Consider the following 22,605-nt stretch of genomic DNA (forward strand, 5'->3'; position numbering starts at 1 on the left):
GTTTCGCGAATTACTTAAGGACGCCAGCCGATTCAATGGTCACTGTTTTGCTAGGGACATCAGACATACGCCCCATTTTTGGTGAGGAGGCAACCATCGTAGAGATCTTGCGAATCGCATCAATCGTTTCCGTTCCTGAAATCACTTTTCCGAATACGGTGTAACCGTTGCCCATCGCGTTTGGGTAATTCAGCGCTTCATTGTTATTTACATTAATAAAAAATTGAGCAGTAGCTGAATCGGGATCGGAAGTACGAGCCATTGCAATGGTGTAAGTTTGATTCTTGAGACCATTTTGCGCCTCAGAAACTACTGGCGCATTGGTCGGCTTTTGATTCATGTCAGCAGTAAAACCACCGCCCTGAATCATGAAGCCATCAATCACACGATGAAAAATGGTGCCGTTATAAAAACCACTTTTGACATAACTTAAAAAGTTAGCGGTGGTCTTCGGCGCCTTAACATCATCTAGCTCCACTACAAAGTTGCCCATTGTGGTTTTAAACTCCACTTTAGGACCTGCCATAGCGGCAGAGCTTGAGAGGCAGGTAAGAACCAATAACAAGCTGGCAAAAAGATTGCGCATTATATTTCCTTATAAATTAGATGGGGAAGGGGGTGAGCTCCAAGGGCGGACTTCATTGATTTAATTGTATTACTCATCAGTTGCGATAAACCAGAATGTCATTAGTCAGTTTTAACTGGATTTATTTTTTTCCTGCCTCTTCATCCAGCTTTTTTAAGAAGGCCATTTTTTCTGCAATTTGCGACTCTAACCCGCGATCGACGGGTTTATACCAAGCGGGTTCTTGCATGCCCTCGGGTAAATAGCCTTCACCGGCAGCGTATGCATGGGGTTCATCATGTGCATAGCGATACTCTTTGCCATGACCTAATTCTTTCATTAACTTCGTGGGCGCATTACGAAGATGGTTGGGTACTGATTTGCTTTGATCCTGAGAAACATAGGCTCGTGCGGCGTTAAAGGCTTTGTAACTGGCATTGCTTTTTGCCGCAATAGCCAAGTAGATAACCGCTTGACCTAATGCTAACTCACCCTCGGGTGATCCCAAGCGTTCAAAGGTTTGGGCGGCATCATTGGCTATTTGCATTGCTCTAGGGTCAGCTAAGCCGATATCTTCCCACGCCATACGAATAATGCGCCTTGCCAAATACCGTGGGTCAGCGCCCCCATCAAGCATGCGACAAAACCAATAGAGTGCCGCATCGGGATTTGAGCCCCTGACGGATTTGTGTAATGCAGAAATTTGATCGTAGAACTGATCACCGCCCTTATCAAAACGACGCGCAGTGACCGATAGAGCATTTTGAACAAAATCCAGTTGAATTTTGTCGAGTGGGGCCTTAGAGCCTGTGGCGGCATTCGCTACTTGCTCTATTAGATTTAGCAAGCGACGTGCATCGCCATCTGCCTGGGTAATTACATAATCAATAGCTGTTTCTTCAAACTCAATGGTCGGCAGGGCAAACGCGTGCGCTCGTTGAAATAGCTTCTTCAGATCTTCCGCCTCGAGTGACTTTAAGACGTAGACCTGTGCACGCGATAGAAGGGCGGAGTTCACCTCGAAAGAGGGGTTCTCTGTAGTGGCACCGATAAAGGTCAAGAGGCCAGACTCTACATGGGGCAACAAGGCGTCTTGCTGGCTTTTATTAAAGCGATGAATTTCATCAACAAATAAGATGGTCTGTCTGCCGTACTGTTCTAGATTTTGCTGGGCTCGTTCAATGGCCTCACGAATTTCTTTCACGCCAGCGAGTACTGCGGAAAGCGCAATAAATTCTCGATCGAAAGCGTGTGCAGTTAAGCGGGCAAGCGTAGTTTTTCCGACTCCAGGCGGCCCCCATAAGATCATCGAGTGGGGTTTGCCGGAGGCAAAAACCAGACTAAGGGGTTTGCCTTCACCTAAGAGATGCTCTTGCCCAATCACCTCTTCTATTCTTTGTGGGCGGAGTTCCTCAGCTAGAGGCGGAGTAGGAGGGCTGTCAAAAAGGTTACCCATGTTCTCGATGAATTAATTTTGCAACACGAGTATGACGATTGCCGCCCAAACTAAGCAGGCTGCTGCAACGTAGCTCAAATGATTGCGCATTGTGAGGAATGCTTTCCTGCTTGCCTCATTTGAAAAATAATAGTGATAGGTATTTTGATCAATGCTGCGTTGGATTAGCACAATGGACGCTAGGATCACTAGACCTACTGGTATGTAAATATGCAGTGCCAGCCATGCCACTAGTGAGGGGGTAATACCCCAGATCCAGGCATTACGTCTTTCCCAATGATCTTGCGCAGGAGATTGGCCAAGGGTATGTAAATTGGCGCCCCAATGCATTGCTCCGGTAAATGCCGTAATTACTGCGCCGTAGCTCGCAAGGGATTCTGCGCTAAGGTAATTTAGGGGGAGGGGTGCGAGTTGAACCATCAAGGCTAGGCCGATAAATGGAATTAAGCCTGCATAAGAGAGGATTCGTACAAGAGGTGTAAGGGGGTTCACAAATAAATTCGCTGAGTAAAAATTAAAAAGGTAGCCTAGTTTGCGCTATAAAGCGGCCTGATGGGGATCTAAGCGCTCAGGGAGTCCAGATTTGAGCTGGGCGTTGGTATGAACAGTAGAATGAACAAAATACATTATTAAATTGTGCCATGCTGATCGTTCTCTCACCTGCTAAATCATTGGATTATCAAACTCCGGTCACGGTCAAGTCTCCTACCTTGCCTGAATTTATCCCCGAATCTGCCCAATTGATTACTGGCCTCAAGAAGCTAGCCCCCGCAGAGCTTGCAAGCTTGATGAGTCTTTCTGATCCGTTGGCTGCTCTGAACCTGGGGCGCTATCAGGCTTGGTCAAAAAAATTCACCGAAGAGAACAGTAAAGCTGCCATTTACGCTTTCAATGGGGATGTTTATGAAGGCTTTGATGCGAAAACGCTCGATAGCAAAGCCATGGCATTTGCACAGGATCATCTACGCATTCTGTCTGGTTTATACGGTGTTTTAAGGCCCTTAGATTTAATGCAGCCATACCGCCTAGAAATGGGCACCTCATTCAAAAACGCGCGAGGTAAAGACTTATATGCTTTTTGGGACACCAAAGTAACAGCCTCCTTAAAAGCGATTTTAGACAAGAGTAAGAAGCCTGCATTACTGAACTTAGCTTCTACAGAGTACTTTAAGGTGGTTCAGGCTAAGGCTTTGGCTTGCCCAGTGATTTCTCCGGTATTTCAGGATGGCAAAGATGGGGCCTTCAAAATCATCTCCTTTTATGCGAAACGAGCGCGCGGCTTAATGGCGCGCTTCGTGGTTGAGAACCGCATCCAAGATCCCGAGGATCTCAAAGCATTTAACGTCGACGGATATCAATTTATCCCATCTGAATCAAAACCCGATAAGCCAGTATTTCGCCGTCCGGAGAAAAAATAATATGGCCGTTCATCGAAGTAAATCATCGCAGCGCGCTTCGCCAGATGTTGAGCGTTTAGTAGCTGACGCCATTTCACTTGCCGCCTCTGGCAGCAAAATTGAAGACCTCTATTGGGAGGAGCATCTAAATACTCGACTCATGCGTCTATTAAAGAGTCAAAATCAAAACGTCATTGACGCCGCCTTAGATCAAACTTTTCGTATTAATACTTTGGCATTTGAAGTGCTGGCTGATAGTGCCGAAACCTTGGCAGAGTCTTTGGTCATGGAGCATGAAGGACAGCAATGGGATGTGCTCTTATTGGCGCTACCTATCGTTGCGCATACTCGCTATCAAATTCCCTCTGGTCCATTATCGGTACATGGAATTCATGCAACGGCATCTGCTTTGCATGAGTTTATTGCTGCTCCAGAAACCCGTTTAGCGATTGTTCCTTGGTTGTATAGCATTGATCAAATGCCCCATTCGCATAGTCAAACTCGATTACTAACGGAGTCCTTGGCAAACGCAGCAATTACAGGCAGTGAAATTAAAATCGAGTTGCGCGATATGTCGGAAACCATTGCGGTTTTAGCTGATCCCCGTTTTATCATTGCAGCGGTGACCACACCTACGGGCAAGCCACTATTTCGTTGGCAAGCAGAAGCTCCTGCGCGTGTTGAGCGTGGGATGAGTTTAATTGGCTGGCAAAGTGCGATGCAAGAACCAGTTTCTTCTTTGTTGCCTGGTTGTGAATTCGAGCTGTTGCTGCCCGAAGCTTACTTTACTAACTGCCGTCTGGCAGATAAACAAGTAAGGCCTATGAGCATCCGCGCGGCAGTGAATTTCATGGAGAGTACCGTTGGCATCTTGCCGGCGGGATTGTCATGCGTGGTTGCCGCATTTGGCGAAGATCAGGCTGATGAATACCGAATTTCCTTTAGTCCTAGAGGTTCATCAGACGTCATGTACGGTGTGATTTGGCCCTTGTATGACCGCGAAAGTGTAGCGAGCGACGCCTTAAATGATCTCTCTGATGATGAAAGTCCGATCAAGAAAATTTGCGATGCTTTGCGCGACGCAGGTGTTGAAGATGTTTTTCGTCATGCCATGTTATTTGAGCCAGAACTCTGCGATGACTGTGGGGCACCGTTGTTCCCTGATCGATCTGGAGAAGCGGTCCATGCAGAAATGCCTGATGACGCACCTATGCAGCAACCCCTCTTTCACTAAACAAATAAATCGTGGGCACAAAAAAGCCGAGATATTCTCGGCTTTTTTATTAACGCAATAAAGATAACTTAATTTTGAACAAATGGCTCCACACCGGCAAATAAGTGTGGTGGCTTGCCACTCTTCATATCGGCAGTTTGGCAAAAATCAGCCAGTCGAGTGCTTGTCCTAATATTGAAGAGCATCGCCTTGTTTCCCAATACGACCAGGTCATGACCTGAGGAAGTATTTTTGTAACGCAGGCTTCCTGGAAGGGAATTTTGTCGCTCTAATTCGTAGGTCTTAGATTCCCAAACTAGGCGAACATTTTCAGTAGTTCCGGAAGTTTTAAATACCTTACCTTCACCACAGGTCCAGGTAAATACTTCGTCAGATGCAGCCGATGCATCAACCATGCAGCTGACTGAAAATCCCAAGCTAATGGCTATGGCTATTTTCTTGAAGTTCATAGTATCCTTAGGAAAGTAAATGTTTAACACCGGCTTGCTCTTCAAGCAATTCATTGAGAGTGTGGTTCATGCGTTCGCGTGAAAATTCATCGATCTCTAGGCCTTCAACCATCTTGTATTCCCCGTTTTCACATGTGACTGGGAAACCATAAATGACTTCAGCAGGAATGCCGTACTCTCCATTAGATGGTATACCCATGGTGACCCATTTGCCATTAGTGCCGAGAACCCAATCATGCATGTGATCAATCGCTGCATTAGCGGCTGAAGCAGCGGAAGAAAGACCACGCGCTTCGATGATTGCTGCACCCCGTTTGCCCACGGTAGGAATAAAGGCGTCTTTATTCCAGGCAGGATCATTGATTGCGTCTTTAACGGATTGACCTGCAACATCAGCAAAACGATAATCGGGATACATCGTTGGGCTGTGGTTACCCCAAACAATCAGTTTTTCGATTTCGCTGACAGGCTTATTTAACTTACTTGCCAATTGCGAAAGAGCGCGGTTGTGATCAAGGCGGAGCATGGCGGTGAAGTTCTTCGCAGGAATATCTGGCGCTGACTTCATGGCGATATACGCATTGGTATTGGCTGGATTTCCAACAACCAACACTTTGACAGTTCGCTTAGCGACTGCATTTAATGCTTTTCCTTGAGCCGTAAAAATTTGTGCGTTTGCTGATAGCAGATCTTTGCGCTCCATACCAGGACCGCGCGGACGTGCGCCAACTAACAATGCGATATCAATATCCTTAAATGCGGTCATCGGATCAGAGTGAGCCGTCATTCCTGCGAGCAAAGGAAACGCGCAATCTTCGAGCTCCATCATCACACCAGTCAAGGCTTTTTGTGCCTTTTCATCGGGAATTTCAAGCAGCTGCAGAATTACGGGCTGATCTTTGCCCAATAAATCGCCGTTGGCGATGCGAAATAGAAGGGAATATCCGATTTGTCCGGCTGCGCCTGTGACGGCGACACGCATTGGGGCTTTTGCCATTTACTAATAACTCCAGTTAGGGTTGACTAATGAAAACCTCCTTATTATCCATTCAAACGTGTGTAGGTTTCATTACTCTGTTAATATGTCTTATATAAGACTTATTTGAATTTTGTTCACCCCACCAACATTACGGTTTTGGAGTCAGCTTGCCTGCAGTCATAAACCCTGTAGCCTCTTTTAGCCCTCTGTACGCACAGATTAAAGCCCTTATTTTGGCTCGTCTGCAGGCTTCGGAATGGTTGCCCGGAGAGGCGATACCGAGTGAAATGGAACTGGCGGCGCGGTATTTAGTCAGTCAAGGCACGGTTCGCAAGGCGATTGATGAGTTGGCGTCGGAGAGCTTGTTGGTGCGCAAACAGGGTAAGGGTACTTTTGTTGCTACCCATCAACGGGAAGATTGGCACTATCGCTTTCTGCGTTTAGCACCGGATGTCGGGCAGCAACTGCTGCTTAAGAACCACTTTTTACTCTGTGAAATTGCCAAGCCCAATCCCCGGATTAGCCAATTGCTCCAATTAAGCGCAGAAGAGGGCTTATTTCGAATAGAGCGGGTGCAAAGCTTTTCAGGCAAGCCCATCGTTTTTGAAGAAATCTGGCTACCCGTGACGCGTTTTGAGGGTCTTACCTTAGATGCCTTGAAATCTTGGCCAGGATTAACCTATGCGTTTTACGAGAGTAAGTATGCAACGCATATGGTTCGCGCAGAAGAGCAAATTAAGGCAACTTCTTTGGAGGCCTCGATAGCTTGCCATCTTGATCTTGCTATTGGCTCTTCAGTGCTTTCTGTAGAGCGTGTCGCTTTTACTTATGGGGATCAACCTGTAGAAGTGCGCCGTGCGCTATATGACACAACAGAACACCATTACGAGAATAAACTGAACTAAATAACCTTAATAAACCCCTTAAAACATTAAAAATCCCCGATAACTTTGTGGTTTTCCAATAGAATATGTTGCAACACAACAAAGTCCCACTGAACCTCCACCTAAACAAAGAGATTGCCCATGGTTGATGCACAGAACGAAGTAAAAAAAGACAGGCCAGTTTTTCGTAATATCGGCCTAGCGCAGCTGATTCACTATCGGCTTCCTTGGGCTGGCAAAGTGTCAATCCTGCATCGAATTAGCGGCGCCGCCTTATTTTTGATGCTGCCTTTTTTGCTCTATTTATTGGATCAAAGCCTCGCCTCGGAGTTGAGCTACCAAAAGTTTCAGGCAATTACGGGCAATATTTTTGTCAAGCTCATTCTTTTGGGCTTAATTTGGGCTTTCTTGCATCATTTTTGCGCAGGGATTCGTTATCTTTTATTGGATCTCGAGATTGGCGTTGAAAAAAATGAAGCGAACCGTTCCGCTATTTTTGTATTTGCCTTGGGCTTAGCGTTGACCGCGGTCGTAGGTCTGAAATTATTTGGCTTGTACTAAGCCCTCTTCGATAAGGAAATCTCATGCCAAATTATCAAATCGGCCCAAAACGCCTAGTTGTAGGAGCGCACTACGGTTTAACGGAGTGGATTATTCAACGCGTGACTGCGGTAGTAATGGTGGTTTTCACTATCGTTTTGTTAGTGGACTTCGCCATTACTGGTAGCGGTACTTATGAAGGGTGGTCCGCTTTATTTAGCAATCAATTGATGAAGTTGCTAACGCTACTTGCGTTTATTAGCCTGTTTTACCATGCGTGGATTGGAATTCGCGACATTTGGATGGACTACATCAAACCCCTCAGCGTGCGCTTAACTTTACAAGTATTAACAGTTCTTTATCTCCTTGCCTGTGCAGCCTACGCTGTACAAATTTTGTGGAAAGTGTAATTCGATGACAGCGATTAAAAAGGCCTTACCAACACGCCGTTTCGATGCGGTAATCATTGGTGCCGGTGGATCAGGAATGCGGGCTTCATTGCAATTGGCGGAAGCCGGACTCAATGTAGCGGTAGTCACCAAAGTATTCCCAACGCGCTCTCATACCGTTGCTGCGCAGGGTGGTATTGGCGCCGCCCTAGGTAATATGAGTGAGGACAATTGGCACTATCACTTTTATGACACGATCAAAGGATCTGATTGGTTGGGTGATCAGGATGTGATTGAGTTTATGTGCCGCGAAGCACCTAAAGCGGTTTACGAGTTAGAGCATTTTGGTATGCCATTTGACCGAAATCCAGACGGAACTATTTATCAGCGTCCCTTTGGCGGTCATACAGCGAACTACGGTGAGAAGGCTGTGCAACGCGCCTGTGCAGCCGCCGATAGAACTGGTCATGCCATGCTCCATACCTTATATCAGCGTAATGTGCGCGCCAAAACCAATTTCTTTGTTGAGTGGCTAGCGCTTGATCTGATTAGAGACGACGCAGGAGATGTTGTTGGGATCACTGCCCTTGAAATGGAAACAGGGCAAGTCTATATTCTCGAAGCTAAAGTTGTATTAATGGCCACTGGTGGTGCTGGTCGTATTTGGGATGCGTCTACGAATGCCTATATCAATACTGGTGATGGCATGGGCATCGCTGCACGTGCTGGCATTCCTCTTGAAGATATGGAGTTTTGGCAATTTCACCCGACTGGTGTTGCTGGTGCAGGTGTATTGCTTACTGAAGGTTGCCGAGGTGAGGGCGCCATTCTGCGTAACAAGGATGGTGAGCGCTTTATGGAGCGTTATGCGCCAACTTATAAAGACTTGGCGCCACGTGACTTTGTCTCACGTTGCATGGATCAAGAAATTAAAGAAGGTCGTGGCTGTGGTCCCAACGGCGATTATGTGGTCCTCGATTTAACGCACATCGGTGCTGAAACCATCATGAAGCGTTTGCCATCAGTTTATGAAATCGGCATGAACTTTGCTAACGTAGACGTGACAAAAGAGCCCATTCCGGTCGTGCCTACTATCCACTATCAAATGGGCGGCATTCCAACCAACATCCACGGTCAAGTGGTTGTTCCAGGAAATGGTAAACATAACGAAGTAGTCAACGGCCTTTACGCAATTGGTGAGTGCTCATGTGTTTCTGTGCATGGTGCGAATCGTTTGGGCACCAATTCATTATTGGACTTATTGGTCTTTGGCCGCGCTGCGGGTAATCACATTGTGGACATGGGTCTGAAGAGTAGGGAATTCAAACCATTGCCAGCCAATGCGGGTGAGTTAACTTTAGAGCGAATCGCTCATTTAGATAATTCCACTTCTGGTGAATATGCTCAAGACGTGGCGAATGACATTCGTAAAACCATGCAGAAATACGCTGGTGTTTTCCGTAACCAAGAATTGATGGATGAAGGTGTTCGTCAGATGGCCAAGTTAACTGAGCGCGCTAAGCACTTGTGGGTTAAAGATAAGTCAGAGATTTTCAATACTGCTCGTATTGAGGCGCTTGAGGTTGCCAACTTGGTTGAGACAGCGAATGCCACAATGATTTCTGCTGCAGCTCGCAAGGAAAGTCGTGGAGCCCACTCACATGATGATCATCAGCATCGTGATGACGAGCACTGGATGAAGCATACGCTTTGGTACAGCGAAGGTAATCGACTTGACTACAAGCCTGTGCAGCTACAGCCATTGACCGTGGAGTCAATTCCTCCTAAAGAACGTACTTTCTAAGCTATAGATAAGAGAGAATAGATATGAGCGATATTCGAGTATTTGAAATTTACCGTTACAACCCAGACGTCGACGCGGCGCCTCGCATGGAACGTTATGAGTTGGAGCTCACAGGCGAGCGCATGTTGTTAGACGCCTTGATCTCCCTGAAGAAGCAAGATGAATCCATTTCGTATCGCCGCTCTTGCCGCGAAGGTGTTTGCGGTTCCGATGCGATGAACATTAACGGTAAAAATGGCTTGGCTTGTTTAACTAATATGTTGACCTTGCCTAAAGTCATTACTTTGCGTCCCTTACCAGGCTTGCCAGTGGTGCGCGATTTGATCGTTGATATGACGTTGTTCTTCAAGCAGTATTTATCCATCAAGCCTTATTTGGTGAACGATACTCCTCCCCCAGAAAAAGAGCGCCTCCAAAGTCCGGAAGAGCGCGAGGAGTTGAATGGTTTGTACGAGTGCATTCTGTGCGCTTCATGTTCCACCGCTTGCCCCTCATTTTGGTGGAACCCGGATAAATTCGTGGGACCAGCTGGTTTATTGCAAGCCTATCGCTTTATTGCAGATAGTCGCGATGAGGAAACTGCTCAGCGCTTGGATAATCTCGAAGATCCCTATCGCTTGTTCCGTTGCCATACCATCATGAACTGCGTGGATGTGTGTCCTAAGCATTTGAATCCAACTAAAGCAATTGGCAAGATCAAAGAGTTGATGGTTCGCAGGGCTGTATGATTCTTGGCAATGCGGAGTTGTATCGCCTTAAAAGTGATGCCCGCAGGGGCTTGCTAGAGAACGATATTATTCTGCACCGTTTTTTTGAGCGTTACGGCGCTCAATTAAGCGTTGCAGATGGTGAAGTGCTGAGTGGTTTATTGGCTCTAGAGGACAATGATTTGATGGATTTGTTAATCGGTCGCAAAGACTCTGTACCATCCATGGAAATTGAGTCGAAAACTGAACTCTTTAAAGCCATTTTGCAAAAGCTGAGAGCAAAATAATTTAGTAGCTGGTGTATTGATAATTTAAACATGCGATCATATTTTTCTTATGGTCAATTTGAGGGATTAAGGATTACAAATGATTGAATCGGATATCAAAGCAAAACTCTCGTTCTCAGATGGCACCCCAGATATCGATCTGCCTATTTACAAAGGCACGATTGGTCCAGACGTCATTGATATTCGTAAGCTCTACGGCCAAACTGGAAAATTTACCTACGACTCAGGCTTTCTTTCTACGGCGTCTTGTAATAGCAAGATTACCTATATTGATGGCGACAAAGGGGAGTTGCTCTATCGCGGCTACCCTATAGAAGATTTAGCGCATAACTGTGACTTCCTTGAAGTGTGCTATTTGCTCATCAACGGTGAACTGCCCAATGCGGCGCAGTTAAAGGATTTTGAAACTATGGTGATGCATCACACAATGGTGCATGAGCAAATGCAATTTTTCTTGCGCGGTTTCCGCCGTGATGCCCATCCAATGGCGGTATTGACCGGTCTTGTTGGGGGGATGGCAGCTTTTTATCATAATTCGATAGACTACACCCAGCCTTTGGCACGTGAGGTTGCGCAAATTCGCTTGATTGCCAAAATGCCTACTTTGGTTGCGATGGCGTACAAATATTCGATTGGTCAGCCATTCGTGTATCCAGATAATTCTCTGTCGTACACAGCCAATTTCATGCGCATGATGTTTGCTAACCCTTGCGAGGAATATCAAATTAATCCAGTCTTGGTAAAGGCCTTAGATCGCATCTTTATTCTGCATGCAGATCACGAGCAGAATGCCTCTACTTCGACTGTACGTTTGTGCGGATCTTCAGGCACCAATCCGTTTGCCGCTATCTCTGCTGGTATTGCTTGCCTTTGGGGTCCAGCTCACGGTGGCGCCAACGAGGCCTGCCTTGAAATGCTCAATGAAATCCAGGCCAATGGTGGCGTTGAACGCATTGGCGAATTTATTGCACAAGTAAAAGATAAAAACTCGAATGTGCGTTTAATGGGCTTTGGTCATCGTGTTTACAAAAACTTTGATCCTCGCGCCAAACTCATGCGTGAAACTTGCTATGAAGTGTTAAATGAGCTCGGACTAGAGAATGATCCCTTGTTTAAGCTTGCCATGACACTCGAGAAGATTGCCTTGGAAGATGAGTATTTTGTAAGTCGTAAGCTGTATCCGAACGTCGACTTCTACTCTGGAATTGTCCAAAGAGCATTGGGCGTACCAACTGAAATGTTTACCTGTATTTTTGCGCTTGCAAGAACAGTTGGCTGGATCGCTCAGTGGGAAGAAATGATCACCGACCCTGAGTTTAAAATTGGCCGTCCTAGACAGCTGTATGTCGGAGAAACGGTTCGTAAAGTTTCTAATATTGCTACTCGTTCATAAGAGCTAAAGGTTTCCATGTCACGTACGCTTTACGACAAATTATGGGATGACCATGTGGTCTATTCAGAGTCAGATGGCACTGCAACGATTTACATTGATCGCCAGTTACTTCATGAAGTAACCAGTCCCCAAGCATTCGAGGGGCTGCTTTTGGCTGACCGTCCTATTTGGCGTGTATCAGCCAACTTGGCCGTTTCAGACCATAACGTACCCACAACTGATCGCTCTGAAGGCATCGCCGATCCGATCTCCAAATTACAAGTTGATACCTTAGATAACAATTGCGATCGATTTGGCATCACTCAATACAAAATGAGCGATGCAAGACAAGGAATCGTTCATGTCATCGGGCCAGAGCAGGGCGCTACTTTGCCAGGCATGACTGTGGTCTGCGGTGATTCTCATACCAGCACGCATGGTGCATTTGGTGCCTTAGCCTTTGGCATCGGCACATCTGAAGTAGAGCATGTCTTAGCAACACAAACTTTGCTGATGAAAAAAAGCAAGAATATGTTGGTACGAGTTGACGGTCGTTTGCAACCAGGCTCAACGGCTAAAGATATTATTTTGGCGATTATCGGCAAGATTGGAACTGCAGGCGGTACTGGTTACACCATTGAGTTCGCTGGCGAGGCAATTCGCGCATTGTCGATGGAAGGTCGTATGACCATCTGTAATATGGCAATTGAAGCGGGCGCACGGGCGGGTCTCATCGCCGTTGACGAAACCACGATTGAATATATTCAAGGCCGCCCTTATTCCCCTAAAGGTGAAAGCATGCGCCATGCCTTGCAATATTGGCGCACACTGCATTCGGATGTCGATGCAAAGTTTGATGTTGTTATTGAAATGCGTGCAGAAGAAATCGCACCGCAGCTCACTTGGGGCACCTCACCTGAGATGGTGCTATCCATCGCTGACAGAGTCCCTGATCCAGAAAAAGAGCTCGACTCCAATAAACGTTCTGCAATGGAGCGGGCGTTAGAGTACATGAACTTGGTTCCCAATACACCGTTGAGTCATATCAATGTCGATAAAGTTTTCATTGGCTCTTGTACCAATAGTCGTATCGAGGATCTACGCGCGGCCGCTAAGGTGGTCGATCGTTTGGGTAAAAAAGTAGCCGCTAATGTCAAGCTGGCGATGGTAGTGCCAGGTTCGGGCTTAGTTAAAGCGCAAGCTGAGCGTGAAGGTCTGGATAGGGTATTTAAGGCGGCTGGTTTTGAGTGGCGTGAGCCAGGTTGCTCGATGTGCTTGGCAATGAATGCAGATCGACTCGAGCCAGGCGAGCGTTGCGCCTCGACTTCAAATCGTAATTTTGAAGGGCGTCAGGGCAATGGCGGTAGGACTCACTTAGTAAGCCCAGCAATGGCTGCTGCCGCTGCAATCGAAGGCCACTTCGTTGATATCCGTAAGATTTCTTAAGGAAAAACGTGTCTACACTATTCAAGTTAACCATGATTAAAAAATTAACGCTTGTGGCATGCGCAGGTTTAGTTATCTCAGCCTGTAGCAGCACCATGGAGGGGATGGGTAAGGATTTGCAAAACATGGGTAACTCTATGGGCGGGTCGGGCGCATCTTCCAAAACACAAAATCAAAATAATCAATCACAGACCAAGGGTAAGGATGTCGTTGTTACCCCTGTGAACTAAGACGCACTGAAAAGAAGCAAAGCTCACCATCATGGAAAAATTTACGATATACAAAGGCTTGGTTGCTCCGCTTAATCGCGAGAACGTGGATACCGATGCCATTATTCCAAAGCAGTTTCTAAAATCGATCAAAAAAACGGGCTTCGGTCAAAATTTATTTGATGAATGGCGCTATCTTGATCACGGTGAGCCTGGACAAGACTGTAGCGCACGGCCAATAAATCCTGATTTTGTTTTAAATCAGCCTCGTTATCTTGGCGCAGGTATTTTGGTGGCTCGTAAGAATTTTGGTTGCGGTAGTTCGCGTGAACATGCTCCGTGGGCATTGGGGCAATATGGTTTTAGGGCAATTATTGCCCCTAGCTTTGCCGACATTTTTTACAATAACTGTTTTAAAAACGGTCTGCTACCAATTGTTTTGAGCGAACTACAGGTGGATCACTTATTTAACGAAACTCTCGCTTTCGTAGGTTACCAACTCACGATTGATTTAGAGAAGCAAGTTGTTATTACCCCAGACAATACGAGCTATAGCTTTGATGTAGCTCCGTTCAGAAAGCACTGCCTAATCAATGGTTTGGACGATATTGGCTTAACTCTGCAACATGCAGATAAAATCAAGGCATATGAAGCTGAGCGCATCCTTAAAATGCCTTGGCTTGCAACAAAATTGCCATAGTTTTATCGAGTTTAAAGGCCTCATATGAAAATAGCAGTTCTACCGGGCGATGGTATCGGCCCGGAAATCGTAGCTCAAGCCGTCAGAGTGCTTAACGCGCTTAGCCCAAAATTTGACCTAGAAACAGCGCCCGTTGGTGGTGCAGCCTACGATATCTCTGGTCATCCCTTGCCGCCAGCTACTTTGAAGTTAGCCAAAGAAGCAGATGCGATTTTGTTTGGCGCTGTTGGTGATTGGAGATACGATACGCTGGCACGTGAGCTGCGTCCAGAGCAAGCGATTCTGGGATTGCGCAAGCACTTAGAGCTGTTTGCTAACTTTAGACCAGCAATTTGTTATGACGAACTGACGGCAGCCTCTAGTCTCAAGGCGGAAATTGTTGGCGGTCTCGATATCTTGATCATCCGCGAACTCAATGGTGATATTTACTTCGGACAGCCGCGCGGGATTCGATCTTCAGAGTTGCCATTGTTTAAAGGCGCTCGCGAAGGTTACGACACAATGCATTACAGCGAACCTGAAGTCATCAGAATAGGTCGGGTGGCTTTTGAAGCAGCGCGCAAGCGTAGTAAAAAAGTCTGCAGCGTGGATAAGGCAAATGTATTGGAAACTTCCCAACTGTGGCGTGATGTCATGATTGAATTGTCTAAAGACTATCCGGACGTAGAGTTATCGCATATGTATGTTGATAATGCGGCCATGCAATTAGTGAGAGCGCCAAAAGCATTTGATGTGGTTGTTACTGGAAACTTGTTTGGAGATATTCTGTCAGATGAAGCGGCGATGTTGACAGGTTCCATCGGCATGTTGCCTTCCGCATCATTGGATAAAAACAATAAGGGACTATACGAACCAAGCCATGGATCCGCTCCCGATATTGCCGGAAAAGGAATTGCTAATCCGCTAGCAACTATCTTATCTGCAGCAATGATGCTCAGGTATTCCTTGGCGATGCCGCTTGAGGCTGACAGAATCGAAGCGGCAGTGCAATCTGTCCTCACTCAAGGCTTGAGAACGGCGGATATTTATACCGCAGGTACTCAAAAAGTAAGCACACAAGAGATGGGTGACGCAGTAGTGGCCGCACTCTCTTAAAGCAAACCCGTTCAAACAATTTTTTAGCCGATTAAGATAATGACAAATTTAAATGCTCCTGTAGTTGGCCTCATCGGCTGGCGAGGTATGGTCGGTAGCGTGCTCATGGAGAGAATGCTGGCAGAAAAAGATTTCGATCTGATCGAGCCAGTATTTTTTAGCACTAGCCAGGCTGGTGGTGCTGTACCTTTATTTAATGGTCAAAAAGTAACGAAGTCTGAAAATTCTTTGCTAGATGCTAACGACTTAAAAGCCTTAGCGCGTTGCGACATAATTTTGACGTGTCAAGGTGGCGATTTTACAAACGACGTATTTCCTAAACTACGCGCAGCGGGTTGGACTGGGCATTGGATAGATGCCGCTAGCGCGCTCCGCATGAAAGAAGATGCGGTATTGATCTTGGATCCCGTCAATCGCCCAGTGATTGATAAGGCTTTAGCAGCTGGTGGAAAAAATTGGATTGGTAGTAATTGCACCGTGAGTTTGATGATGATGGCCATGGGTGGTTTGGTAAAAGCCAATATGGTGGAGTGGATTAGCGCAATGACCTATCAAGCCGCCTCTGGTGCTGGCGCTCAAAATATGCGTGAACTTTTACTGCAAATGGGCGCTTTACGTGACTGTGTAGCCACAGAGTTAGCTGATCCATCATCTTGGATATTAGATATCGACCGCAAAGTAACGGCAACCTTGCGTTCAGAGCAATTTCCCAAGCAGCACTTTCGCAATACGCCTCTGGCCGGAAGTCTCATTCCTTGGATAGATGTGCCCGTTGATCACGGCCAAACAAAGGAAGAGTGGAAGGGCGGGGCTGAATTCAATAAGATTTTAGGCTTGCCTGCTTTCCGTACTGCCGGAAGTATTCCAGTCGATGGTCTTTGCGTACGCGTAGGCGCAATGCGTTGCCACTCGCAAGGCTTAACTGTGAAGTTAAAAAAAGATATCCCATTGCAAGAGATTGAATCTATATTGGCCAATGACAACCAGTGGGTCAAAGTCATTCCGAATGATCGTGAGACTACAGAGCGCGAGTTATCCCCAGCAGCGGTGAGCGGCACTTTAACCGTGCCGATTGGTCGTTTGCATAAGTTGGCTATGGGGCCTGAGTACCTTGGCGCCTTTACAGTGGGTGATCAATTGCTATGGGGCGCAGCTGAGCCCTTGCGTCGTATGTTGCGTATTTTGCTAGAGAGTTGATGTCATTTTTTAGCACTCCCAAAATACTTAGACTTGCCGTTCTAAGTATTTTGCTCTGCTTGTCTTATGCCGCAACTGCCGTTTCTTTAGGTTCTCCGCTGCTTCTCTCGCAGCCGGGAGAGCCATTGCGTGTTGAAATTCCGATTCGCTTAGATACTCAAGAGTCTGATTTATTAAGTACCCTCGAAGCCACTATACCCTCCAAAGTTGTCTATGAGCGTCTGGGCATCTCTGCAAAGGTGCTTGATTTCAATATCCAATCAATGGTGTATCGAAATGCCCAAGAAAAGCTAATGGTATTGGTTGAAACGGTCAAGCCTATCCCAATCAGCGATGACCCCTTTACCGACTTGTTGATCAACTTAAAGTGGTCATCTGGCGAGATTACCAAGGCATTCACCTTGCTCTTGGGCGATAGCCAAAAAATTATTGTCAAGTCCGGCCAAACACTCTCTGAAGTTGCAGCGCAAATGGCACCTCAACTTGATGGCGCCAGCCTAGACCAGGCCATGTTAGCCCTGTTCAAGGCAAACCCCGATGCGTTCGCAAGCGGCAATATCAATCGCCTGCAAGCAGGTGCTGAGTTAGCCAAACCAAATCAAGCACTACTGCGCTCTATTAGTCCTGCTGAGGCACGTCAGTTTGTTGCCGAGTCTAATGCGGAATGGCAGGCCGAAAAAGACGCGCAGTCTTTTGGGAAAAAGGACGGTGGTGCCATTAAAGATGCTGCCTTGGCAAACTCTGATCGCCTAAAAATTGGCTCTAGCACCGATGGGAATGCGCAGGAGTTACGCTATACCGAAGAACTCGTGGCGCAAGAGAAGGTTCTCGAGCAAACTAAAGAGCGCGTGGCTGAATTAGAAAAAAATATCGCAGACCTGCAACTTCTCATTGAAAAAGCCAAGACCAAGTCAACACCATCCAACTGGCAGAGTGATTATTTTGGTGGCGGCACTTTTGCCCCAGCAGCTGTTGCATTGACGTTCATTATTTTCACAGGATTACTGTTATGGTTTTTGGCTAGGAACGCCCGCCGCTCTGAAATGGTGAGCTTCAACCAGAGTGTTGTACCCACCGCTCAAAAAATAGACTATGGCACGGCAGTAAGCGCGATGCCCGCAAGAGCTAAGGCCTTGTTTGCCGGCATCGATCTCAATCTTTCACCCAAAAAAATAGATCCTCGGTCCGCCCTTTCAACGTCTACCCTTTCCAATGACGCGGTGATAGATACTTTGAGGGTAAAGTTGAATTTGGCTCGTGCGTACATGACGATTGAGGATTTTTCTGCCGCCAAAAAAACACTTGAAGAAGTTGCGCTAATGGGTTCAGTAGATCCAGTAATAACACTTGAGACTCAGGAATTGCTTTCCGAGCTATCAAGCCGTCTGAATTAAAGCTCGGCGATGCGAATTGCCCTGGGTTTGCAGTATGACGGGAGCCCCTATTCAGGCTGGCAATCGCAACTTTCCAAAAATACGGTGCAAGATGTCTTAGAGAAGGCAATTACCGATTTTATTGGCAGCAAAGATCTATTGGCATTGCCTATTCGTGTTGTAACTGCTGGCAGAACTGACACTGGAGTGCATGCACTGGGGCAGGTAGTCCATTTCGACGCACCTGTAGAACGGGAATCTTTTTCTTGGGTAAGGGGCGTTAACGCCTTCTTGCCAGACTCCATTGTGATTAATTGGGCGAAACCGGTTTCAGGGGAATTTAGTGCCCGTTTTTCAGCTTTTGAGCGTACCTATATTTACGCGCTACACGCTGGACCATGCCGGTCGCCCATGTCTGCCTTGCGAGCAGGTTATGTGATGCTCCCTGAGGCGCGTTGGTTTGATATTGAGGCGATGCAATTGGCGGCAGAATGCCTGATTGGTGAGCATGATTTCACCTCCTTTCGGTCGGCGGAGTGCCAAAGTAAATCACCAGTGAAAACACTTTATGCCTGTGAAATTGTTTCCCAAGCCCCGTGGCTCTATTTCAAAATTCGTGGCAATGCTTTTTTGCATCACATGGTGCGTAATTTAATAGGCTGCTTTTTGGCGGTAGGCACTGGCAAGCAAACCTCGGAATGGATGAAAGTAGTACTTGATGCTCGAGACCGCAGCATTGCAGCACCCACTTTTTCACCAGATGGACTGTATTTGACGAAAATTGCCTATCCTGCTGAATTTGCTATTCCCGAGCCCGCATTGCAAAACTCGTGGCTACCTTACAGCCTGTTGGGTCCGCATTAAGCCTTTTTAATCTACTGTAAGGCTTTATCATTAGTCTATGAGCTTACTTTCTTACGCCCCAAGACACACCAGAGTCAAAATTTGTGGCTTAAAACTGCCTCAAGACGTAGATGCTGCGGTTATGGCAGGGGTTGACGCTCTCGGTTTTGTTTTTTATCCACCTAGCTCCAGAGCCGTAACTCCGAACATTGCAGCCTCACTAATCAACCGTTTACCAGTAGGTGTTGATGCGGTTGGGCTGGTTGTGAACCCCTCAGATGCTGAATTCGCAGCGATTCGGGCTGCCGCCCCCATTACGCTGTGGCAGTTTCATGGCGATGAAACGCCAGAGCGCTGCGAGACCCTGGCAGATGGGCAGCCTTGGATGAAAGCAGCCAGAGTAGGGGCCCAGTTCGCATTTGAAGAATTTTCCCTACAATACGGGTTGGCAAACGCTTTTTTGCTCGATGCTCTAGTTGAGGGCTACGGTGGAGGAGGCGTTCCTTTTGATTGGCAGGGGATTCCTCAAGCATGGATAAGCGCAAACGCGCCTCGGGTCGTTTTGAGTGGTGGATTGAACTCACACAACGTGGGTGAGGCGATTGCTCGCCTTCATCCTTGTGCAGTAGACGTTTCAAGTGGCGTTGAAATCAGCAAGGGTATTAAGGACCACGCTTTGATGAAGCAGTTTATTCAGTCTGTCCGCGATGCGGATTCAAAGCAGTCAATTTAATGTGCCGCAATTAATCAAAAGAGGTATTTATGTACGATAAGCCAGACGCAAGAGGGCACTTCGGTCCTTATGGTGGCGTATTTGTTTCTGAAACACTGATGTTTGCTTTGGAGGAGCTAAAGCAAGCTTACGCAAAATATCAAATTGATCCCGAGTTTATTAAAGAATTTCACTATGAGCTCAAGCATTTTGTAGGTCGCCCATCACCCATCTACCATGCCAAGCGCTGGAGTGAAATGTTAGGCGGCGCTCAAATTTATCTCAAGCGTGAAGATTTGAATCACACTGGCGCGCACAAAATTAATAACGTGATCGGCCAAGCGATGTTGGCCAAACGCATGGGCAAGCCACGCATTATTGCGGAAACTGGTGCAGGTCAACATGGCGTTGCTACTGCTACGATTTGCGCACGATTTGGTTTGGATTGCACCGTGTATCAAGGTTCTGTTGACGTTGCTCGTCAAGCTCAGAATGTGTACCGTATGAAATTGCTTGGCGCTAAAGTGGTTCCTGTGGAGTCTGGTACCAAGACCCTGAAAGATGCGCTAAATGAAGCCATGCGCGATTGGGTAACTAATGTAGAAGATACCTTTTATATTATCGGCACCGTTGCTGGACCACACCCTTATCCAATGATGGTGCGGGACTTTCAGAGCGTGATTGGTGAAGAATGTAAAGTGCAAATGCCTGAACTCATTGGCGGCCAACCTGATTATGTTTTAGCTTGTGTCGGTGGTGGCTCTAATGCCATGGGCATTTTTTATCCCTACATTGATTACCCCTCTGTAAAACTCATTGGGGTTGAAGCCGCTGGTCATGGCCTGGAGAGTGGTTTGCACTCCGCTGCTTTGTGCGTAGGTAAGCCAGGGGTACTTCATGGCAATCGCACCTATCTTTTACAAGATGAGCACGGACAAATCGCAGAGACGCATTCAGTTTCTGCTGGTATGGACTATCCCGGAGTGGGCCCAGAGCACGCTTGGTTAAAAGATTCAGATCGCGCCCAATATGTCGCCATTACTGATGAAGAGGCGTTGAAAGCTTTTCATGATTGCTGTCAGATTGAAGGCATTATTCCTGCGCTAGAACCAGCGCATGCGCTAGCTTATGCATGCAAGCTTGCCCCTACTTTATCGAAGGATAAAACGATCTTAGTCAATCTTTCAGGTCGCGGTGACAAGGATATGCATACTGTTGCACAAGCTACTGGATCTGCAGGTTAACTACTTCATTATTTATGTCAAAAATTAATACACTCTTTACGGAATTAAAGGCCTCAGGAAAAAAGGGTTTAATACCCTTTATCACCGCTGGTGACCCAGACCCTCAGTTGACCGTGGAATTAATGCACGCCTTAGTCAGGGGTGGCGCAAACCTGATTGAGTTAGGGGTGCCTTTTTCTGACCCGATGGCAGATGGGCCCGTCATTCAGCGTTCTTCTGAAAGGGCATTGACGCAGGGCGTGACACTACATCGTTGTATGGAGATGGTGAAAACATTCCGTAAGACGGATGCTAAAACGCCAGTGGTATTGATGGGCTATGCCAATCCGGTGGAGCAAATGGGAGCAGAGCGCTTTGCGCAAGAAGCTAAAGATGCTGGCGTAGACGGTGTGTTAGTTGTCGACTATCCGCCAGAAGAGTGTGTTGATTTTGCCGCCAAGATGCGTGCCGCTGATATTGATCCTATCTTTTTATTAGCACCCACCTCATCTGTAGATCGCATCAAAGCTGCTGCAAAAATTGCCTCAGGATATATTTATTACGTTTCAATGCGTGGAGTCACAGGAGCTTCAAACCTAAATACCCATGATGTAGCCAGCATTATTCCGAAAATTCGTGAAGAGACAGCGATACCTATTGCGGTTGGTTTCGGTATTCATGACGCTGCTAGCGCTAGGGCAGTTTCTACTTCAGCAGATGCCGTTGTCATTGGTAGTCGTATTATTCGTCTGCTAGAAGAGGCGCCTCCACACGAGGCAGTACAATCACTTGAGGCATTCATTAGAGAAATTCGAGTGGCTTTAGATAGCTGAGCTCGTACATAGCAAAACGCCCATGAGTTGGATAGATAAATTATTACCCCCACAAATTCAGCATACTGACCCTGCGAATCGCAAATCAGTTCCTGAAGGTTTGTGGTTGAAGTGCCCCAGTTGTGAAACGGTTCTTTATAGCAGTGACATTGAAGCCAATCTCTCTGTTTGCCCAAAATGCAGTCACCACATGCGCATCGGCGCGCGACAACGCCTAGATAGTCTTTTGGATTCCAAGGGGCGGCAGGAAATTGGGGCTGATATTTTTCCGACAGATCCTTTGAAATTTAAGGATTCTAAAAAATATTCTGATCGACTAAAAGAAGCCTCAGATGCCTCGAGTGAATCTGAGGCCTTAATTGTTATGAGCGGCGCAATCGAGAATTTTTCTGCTGTAGTTGCCTGTTTCGAATTCCAGTTCATGGGGGGTTCAATGGGCTCAGTAGTCGGTGAGCGTTTTGTGCGCGGAGTACAAGAAGCCCTTGATAAGAAGTGCGCCTTTATTTGTGTTACAGCTACCGGCGGCGCCCGGATGCAAGAGAGTTTGCTTTCTTTATTCCAGATGGCTAAGACCAACTCTATGTTGACGCGCCTGTCCAAAAAAAGATTGCCCTTTATTAGCGTGCTCACTGACCCAACGATGGGTGGCATCTCAGCAAGCTTTGCTTTTATGGGCGATGTAGTAATGGCTGAGCCCAAAGCCTTAATTGGTTTTGCTGGTCCTCGTGTGATCGAACAAACCGTGCGTGAAAAATTGCCCGAAGGATTTCAGCGTTCAGAATTTCTTCTGCAAAATGGTGGCATAGACATGATTGTGGATCGTCGTCACATGCGGCATGAAATCGCCCAATTACTGGCATTACTTCAACAGCTTCCCGAACCTGCGTCAGCGGGGAGCGCAGCTGCGTAAC

25 protein-coding genes are annotated in these 22,605 nt (G+C 46.8%); 20 read left to right on the plus strand and 5 right to left on the minus strand.

Features of this window, described 5'->3' with window-relative positions:
- Nucleotides 1-10: 10 nt before the first annotated feature.
- The 3 genes from CP950_RS04135 to CP950_RS04145 all read right to left on the minus strand — a co-directional run bounded on the left by CP950_RS04135 (nt 11) and on the right by CP950_RS04145 (nt 2,513).
- The gene (locus CP950_RS04135) at nt 11-586 is read right to left on the minus strand and encodes a peptidylprolyl isomerase (protein ID WP_096672639.1); all 576 of its coding nucleotides are present in this window, start codon (nt 584-586) and stop codon (nt 11-13) included.
- Between the two features lie 121 nt (nt 587-707).
- Nucleotides 708-2,021: a replication-associated recombination protein A gene (locus CP950_RS04140; protein ID WP_096672641.1), complete on the minus strand. Its 1,314-nt coding sequence runs from the start codon at nt 2,019-2,021 to the stop codon at nt 708-710.
- A 12-nt stretch (nt 2,022-2,033) separates the two neighbouring features.
- Nucleotides 2,034-2,513, minus strand: coding sequence for a DUF3429 domain-containing protein (locus CP950_RS04145; protein ID WP_096672643.1), 480 nt, complete (start codon nt 2,511-2,513; stop codon nt 2,034-2,036).
- Nucleotides 2,514-2,662: 149 nt separating this feature from the next.
- Between CP950_RS04145 and yaaA the strand changes: the two genes are divergently transcribed.
- Together yaaA and CP950_RS04155 are read left to right on the plus strand one after the other, a co-directional pair.
- Nucleotides 2,663-3,439, plus strand: a complete 777-nt coding sequence (gene yaaA, locus CP950_RS04150; RefSeq protein WP_096672645.1) for a peroxide stress protein YaaA — start codon at nt 2,663-2,665, stop codon at nt 3,437-3,439.
- 1 nt (nt 3,440) lies between these two features.
- A complete protein-coding gene (locus CP950_RS04155; RefSeq protein ID WP_096672647.1) occupies nt 3,441-4,652 on the plus strand; it encodes a DUF2863 family protein in 1,212 nt (403 codons plus the stop codon).
- A 68-nt stretch (nt 4,653-4,720) separates the two neighbouring features.
- Here CP950_RS04155 and CP950_RS04160 read toward each other — a convergent pair whose 3' ends face one another.
- Together CP950_RS04160 and CP950_RS04165 are read right to left on the minus strand one after the other, a co-directional pair.
- On the minus strand, nt 4,721-5,101 hold the full coding sequence (locus CP950_RS04160) for a hypothetical protein (protein WP_207760205.1): 381 nt from the start codon (nt 5,099-5,101) through the stop codon (nt 4,721-4,723).
- Between the two features lie 7 nt (nt 5,102-5,108).
- Nucleotides 5,109-6,098 (minus strand): malate dehydrogenase, encoded by a 990-nt coding sequence (locus CP950_RS04165; RefSeq protein ID WP_096672649.1) that lies wholly within the window; start codon nt 6,096-6,098, stop codon nt 5,109-5,111.
- A 149-nt stretch (nt 6,099-6,247) separates the two neighbouring features.
- Between CP950_RS04165 and CP950_RS04170 the strand changes: the two genes are divergently transcribed.
- The 18 genes from CP950_RS04170 (at nt 6,248) to accD (ending at nt 22,604) form a co-directional block, all read left to right on the plus strand.
- On the plus strand, nt 6,248-6,985 hold the full coding sequence (locus CP950_RS04170) for a GntR family transcriptional regulator (RefSeq protein WP_096672651.1): 738 nt from the start codon (nt 6,248-6,250) through the stop codon (nt 6,983-6,985).
- 120 nt (nt 6,986-7,105) lie between these two features.
- Nucleotides 7,106-7,525 carry a succinate dehydrogenase, cytochrome b556 subunit gene (sdhC, locus tag CP950_RS04175; RefSeq protein WP_096672653.1) on the plus strand — a complete coding sequence of 140 codons (420 nt, stop codon included), beginning with the start codon at nt 7,106-7,108 and terminating at the stop codon, nt 7,523-7,525.
- Between the two features lie 23 nt (nt 7,526-7,548).
- The gene (gene sdhD / locus CP950_RS04180) at nt 7,549-7,914 is read left to right on the plus strand and encodes a succinate dehydrogenase, hydrophobic membrane anchor protein (protein WP_096672655.1); all 366 of its coding nucleotides are present in this window, start codon (nt 7,549-7,551) and stop codon (nt 7,912-7,914) included.
- Between the two features lie 4 nt (nt 7,915-7,918).
- Nucleotides 7,919-9,697 (plus strand): succinate dehydrogenase flavoprotein subunit, encoded by a 1,779-nt coding sequence (gene sdhA, locus CP950_RS04185; RefSeq protein ID WP_096672657.1) that lies wholly within the window; start codon nt 7,919-7,921, stop codon nt 9,695-9,697.
- Nucleotides 9,698-9,720: 23 nt separating this feature from the next.
- Entirely contained in the window at nt 9,721-10,425 is a 705-nt protein-coding gene (locus CP950_RS04190; protein ID WP_096672659.1) for a succinate dehydrogenase iron-sulfur subunit, read from the plus strand.
- The gene (locus tag CP950_RS04195) at nt 10,422-10,691 is read left to right on the plus strand and encodes an FAD assembly factor SdhE (RefSeq protein WP_096672661.1); all 270 of its coding nucleotides are present in this window, start codon (nt 10,422-10,424) and stop codon (nt 10,689-10,691) included. The genes CP950_RS04190 and CP950_RS04195 overlap by 4 nt, the downstream gene beginning before the upstream one ends.
- Before the next feature lie 79 nt (nt 10,692-10,770).
- Nucleotides 10,771-12,084, plus strand: coding sequence for a citrate synthase (gltA, locus tag CP950_RS04200; protein WP_096672663.1), 1,314 nt, complete (start codon nt 10,771-10,773; stop codon nt 12,082-12,084).
- A gap of 15 nt (nt 12,085-12,099) precedes the next feature.
- A complete protein-coding gene (gene leuC / locus CP950_RS04205; protein ID WP_096672665.1) occupies nt 12,100-13,509 on the plus strand; it encodes a 3-isopropylmalate dehydratase large subunit in 1,410 nt (469 codons plus the stop codon).
- 8 nt (nt 13,510-13,517) lie between these two features.
- Entirely contained in the window at nt 13,518-13,739 is a 222-nt protein-coding gene (locus tag CP950_RS04210) for a hypothetical protein (RefSeq protein ID WP_243391915.1), read from the plus strand.
- 31 nt (nt 13,740-13,770) lie between these two features.
- Nucleotides 13,771-14,418 (plus strand): 3-isopropylmalate dehydratase small subunit, encoded by a 648-nt coding sequence (gene leuD / locus CP950_RS04215; RefSeq protein ID WP_096672669.1) that lies wholly within the window; start codon nt 13,771-13,773, stop codon nt 14,416-14,418.
- 24 nt (nt 14,419-14,442) lie between these two features.
- Entirely contained in the window at nt 14,443-15,513 is a 1,071-nt protein-coding gene (gene leuB, locus CP950_RS04220) for a 3-isopropylmalate dehydrogenase (RefSeq protein WP_096672671.1), read from the plus strand.
- A 39-nt stretch (nt 15,514-15,552) separates the two neighbouring features.
- Nucleotides 15,553-16,710, plus strand: a complete 1,158-nt coding sequence (gene asd / locus CP950_RS04225; protein WP_096672673.1) for an aspartate-semialdehyde dehydrogenase — start codon at nt 15,553-15,555, stop codon at nt 16,708-16,710.
- Nucleotides 16,710-18,104, plus strand: coding sequence for a FimV/HubP family polar landmark protein (locus tag CP950_RS04230; protein ID WP_096672675.1), 1,395 nt, complete (start codon nt 16,710-16,712; stop codon nt 18,102-18,104). The genes asd and CP950_RS04230 overlap by 1 nt, the downstream gene beginning before the upstream one ends.
- Nucleotides 18,105-18,113: 9 nt before the next feature.
- Nucleotides 18,114-18,947, plus strand: a complete 834-nt coding sequence (gene truA, locus CP950_RS04235) for a tRNA pseudouridine(38-40) synthase TruA (RefSeq protein WP_096672677.1) — start codon at nt 18,114-18,116, stop codon at nt 18,945-18,947.
- A gap of 37 nt (nt 18,948-18,984) precedes the next feature.
- Entirely contained in the window at nt 18,985-19,659 is a 675-nt protein-coding gene (locus tag CP950_RS04240) for a phosphoribosylanthranilate isomerase (RefSeq protein ID WP_096672679.1), read from the plus strand.
- Between the two features lie 29 nt (nt 19,660-19,688).
- The gene (gene trpB, locus CP950_RS04245; RefSeq protein ID WP_096672681.1) at nt 19,689-20,882 is read left to right on the plus strand and encodes a tryptophan synthase subunit beta; all 1,194 of its coding nucleotides are present in this window, start codon (nt 19,689-19,691) and stop codon (nt 20,880-20,882) included.
- 14 nt (nt 20,883-20,896) lie between these two features.
- A complete protein-coding gene (trpA, locus tag CP950_RS04250; RefSeq protein ID WP_096672683.1) occupies nt 20,897-21,694 on the plus strand; it encodes a tryptophan synthase subunit alpha in 798 nt (265 codons plus the stop codon).
- Between the two features lie 22 nt (nt 21,695-21,716).
- The gene (gene accD / locus CP950_RS04255) at nt 21,717-22,604 is read left to right on the plus strand and encodes an acetyl-CoA carboxylase, carboxyltransferase subunit beta (RefSeq protein WP_096672685.1); all 888 of its coding nucleotides are present in this window, start codon (nt 21,717-21,719) and stop codon (nt 22,602-22,604) included.
- Nucleotide 22,605 lies beyond the last annotated feature (1 nt).

It is taken from the genome of Polynucleobacter meluiroseus (assembly GCF_900205755.1).
Lineage (GTDB): Bacteria > Pseudomonadota > Gammaproteobacteria > Burkholderiales > Burkholderiaceae > Polynucleobacter > Polynucleobacter meluiroseus.

Coding starts and splice junctions, on each gene's coding strand:
- sdhD (WP_096672655.1), top strand. CDS start 7,549: ATGCCAAATTATCAAATCGGCCCAAAACGCCTAGTTGTAGGAGCGCAC.
- sdhA (WP_096672657.1), top strand. CDS start 7,919: ATGACAGCGATTAAAAAGGCCTTACCAACACGCCGTTTCGATGCGGTA.
- sdhC (WP_096672653.1), top strand. CDS start 7,106: ATGGTTGATGCACAGAACGAAGTAAAAAAAGACAGGCCAGTTTTTCGT.
- gltA (WP_096672663.1), top strand. CDS start 10,771: ATGATTGAATCGGATATCAAAGCAAAACTCTCGTTCTCAGATGGCACC.
- accD (WP_096672685.1), top strand. CDS start 21,717: ATGAGTTGGATAGATAAATTATTACCCCCACAAATTCAGCATACTGAC.
- CP950_RS04135 (WP_096672639.1), bottom strand. CDS start 586: ATGCGCAATCTTTTTGCCAGCTTGTTATTGGTTCTTACCTGCCTCTCA.
- CP950_RS04230 (WP_096672675.1), top strand. CDS start 16,710: ATGTCATTTTTTAGCACTCCCAAAATACTTAGACTTGCCGTTCTAAGT.
- CP950_RS04165 (WP_096672649.1), bottom strand. CDS start 6,098: ATGGCAAAAGCCCCAATGCGTGTCGCCGTCACAGGCGCAGCCGGACAA.
- asd (WP_096672673.1), top strand. CDS start 15,553: ATGACAAATTTAAATGCTCCTGTAGTTGGCCTCATCGGCTGGCGAGGT.
- trpA (WP_096672683.1), top strand. CDS start 20,897: ATGTCAAAAATTAATACACTCTTTACGGAATTAAAGGCCTCAGGAAAA.
- truA (WP_096672677.1), top strand. CDS start 18,114: ATGCGAATTGCCCTGGGTTTGCAGTATGACGGGAGCCCCTATTCAGGC.
- leuB (WP_096672671.1), top strand. CDS start 14,443: ATGAAAATAGCAGTTCTACCGGGCGATGGTATCGGCCCGGAAATCGTA.
- leuC (WP_096672665.1), top strand. CDS start 12,100: ATGTCACGTACGCTTTACGACAAATTATGGGATGACCATGTGGTCTAT.
- CP950_RS04190 (WP_096672659.1), top strand. CDS start 9,721: ATGAGCGATATTCGAGTATTTGAAATTTACCGTTACAACCCAGACGTC.
- trpB (WP_096672681.1), top strand. CDS start 19,689: ATGTACGATAAGCCAGACGCAAGAGGGCACTTCGGTCCTTATGGTGGC.
- CP950_RS04240 (WP_096672679.1), top strand. CDS start 18,985: ATGAGCTTACTTTCTTACGCCCCAAGACACACCAGAGTCAAAATTTGT.
- leuD (WP_096672669.1), top strand. CDS start 13,771: ATGGAAAAATTTACGATATACAAAGGCTTGGTTGCTCCGCTTAATCGC.
- CP950_RS04155 (WP_096672647.1), top strand. CDS start 3,441: ATGGCCGTTCATCGAAGTAAATCATCGCAGCGCGCTTCGCCAGATGTT.
- CP950_RS04160 (WP_207760205.1), bottom strand. CDS start 5,101: ATGAACTTCAAGAAAATAGCCATAGCCATTAGCTTGGGATTTTCAGTC.
- CP950_RS04195 (WP_096672661.1), top strand. CDS start 10,422: ATGATTCTTGGCAATGCGGAGTTGTATCGCCTTAAAAGTGATGCCCGC.
- CP950_RS04140 (WP_096672641.1), bottom strand. CDS start 2,021: ATGGGTAACCTTTTTGACAGCCCTCCTACTCCGCCTCTAGCTGAGGAA.
- yaaA (WP_096672645.1), top strand. CDS start 2,663: ATGCTGATCGTTCTCTCACCTGCTAAATCATTGGATTATCAAACTCCG.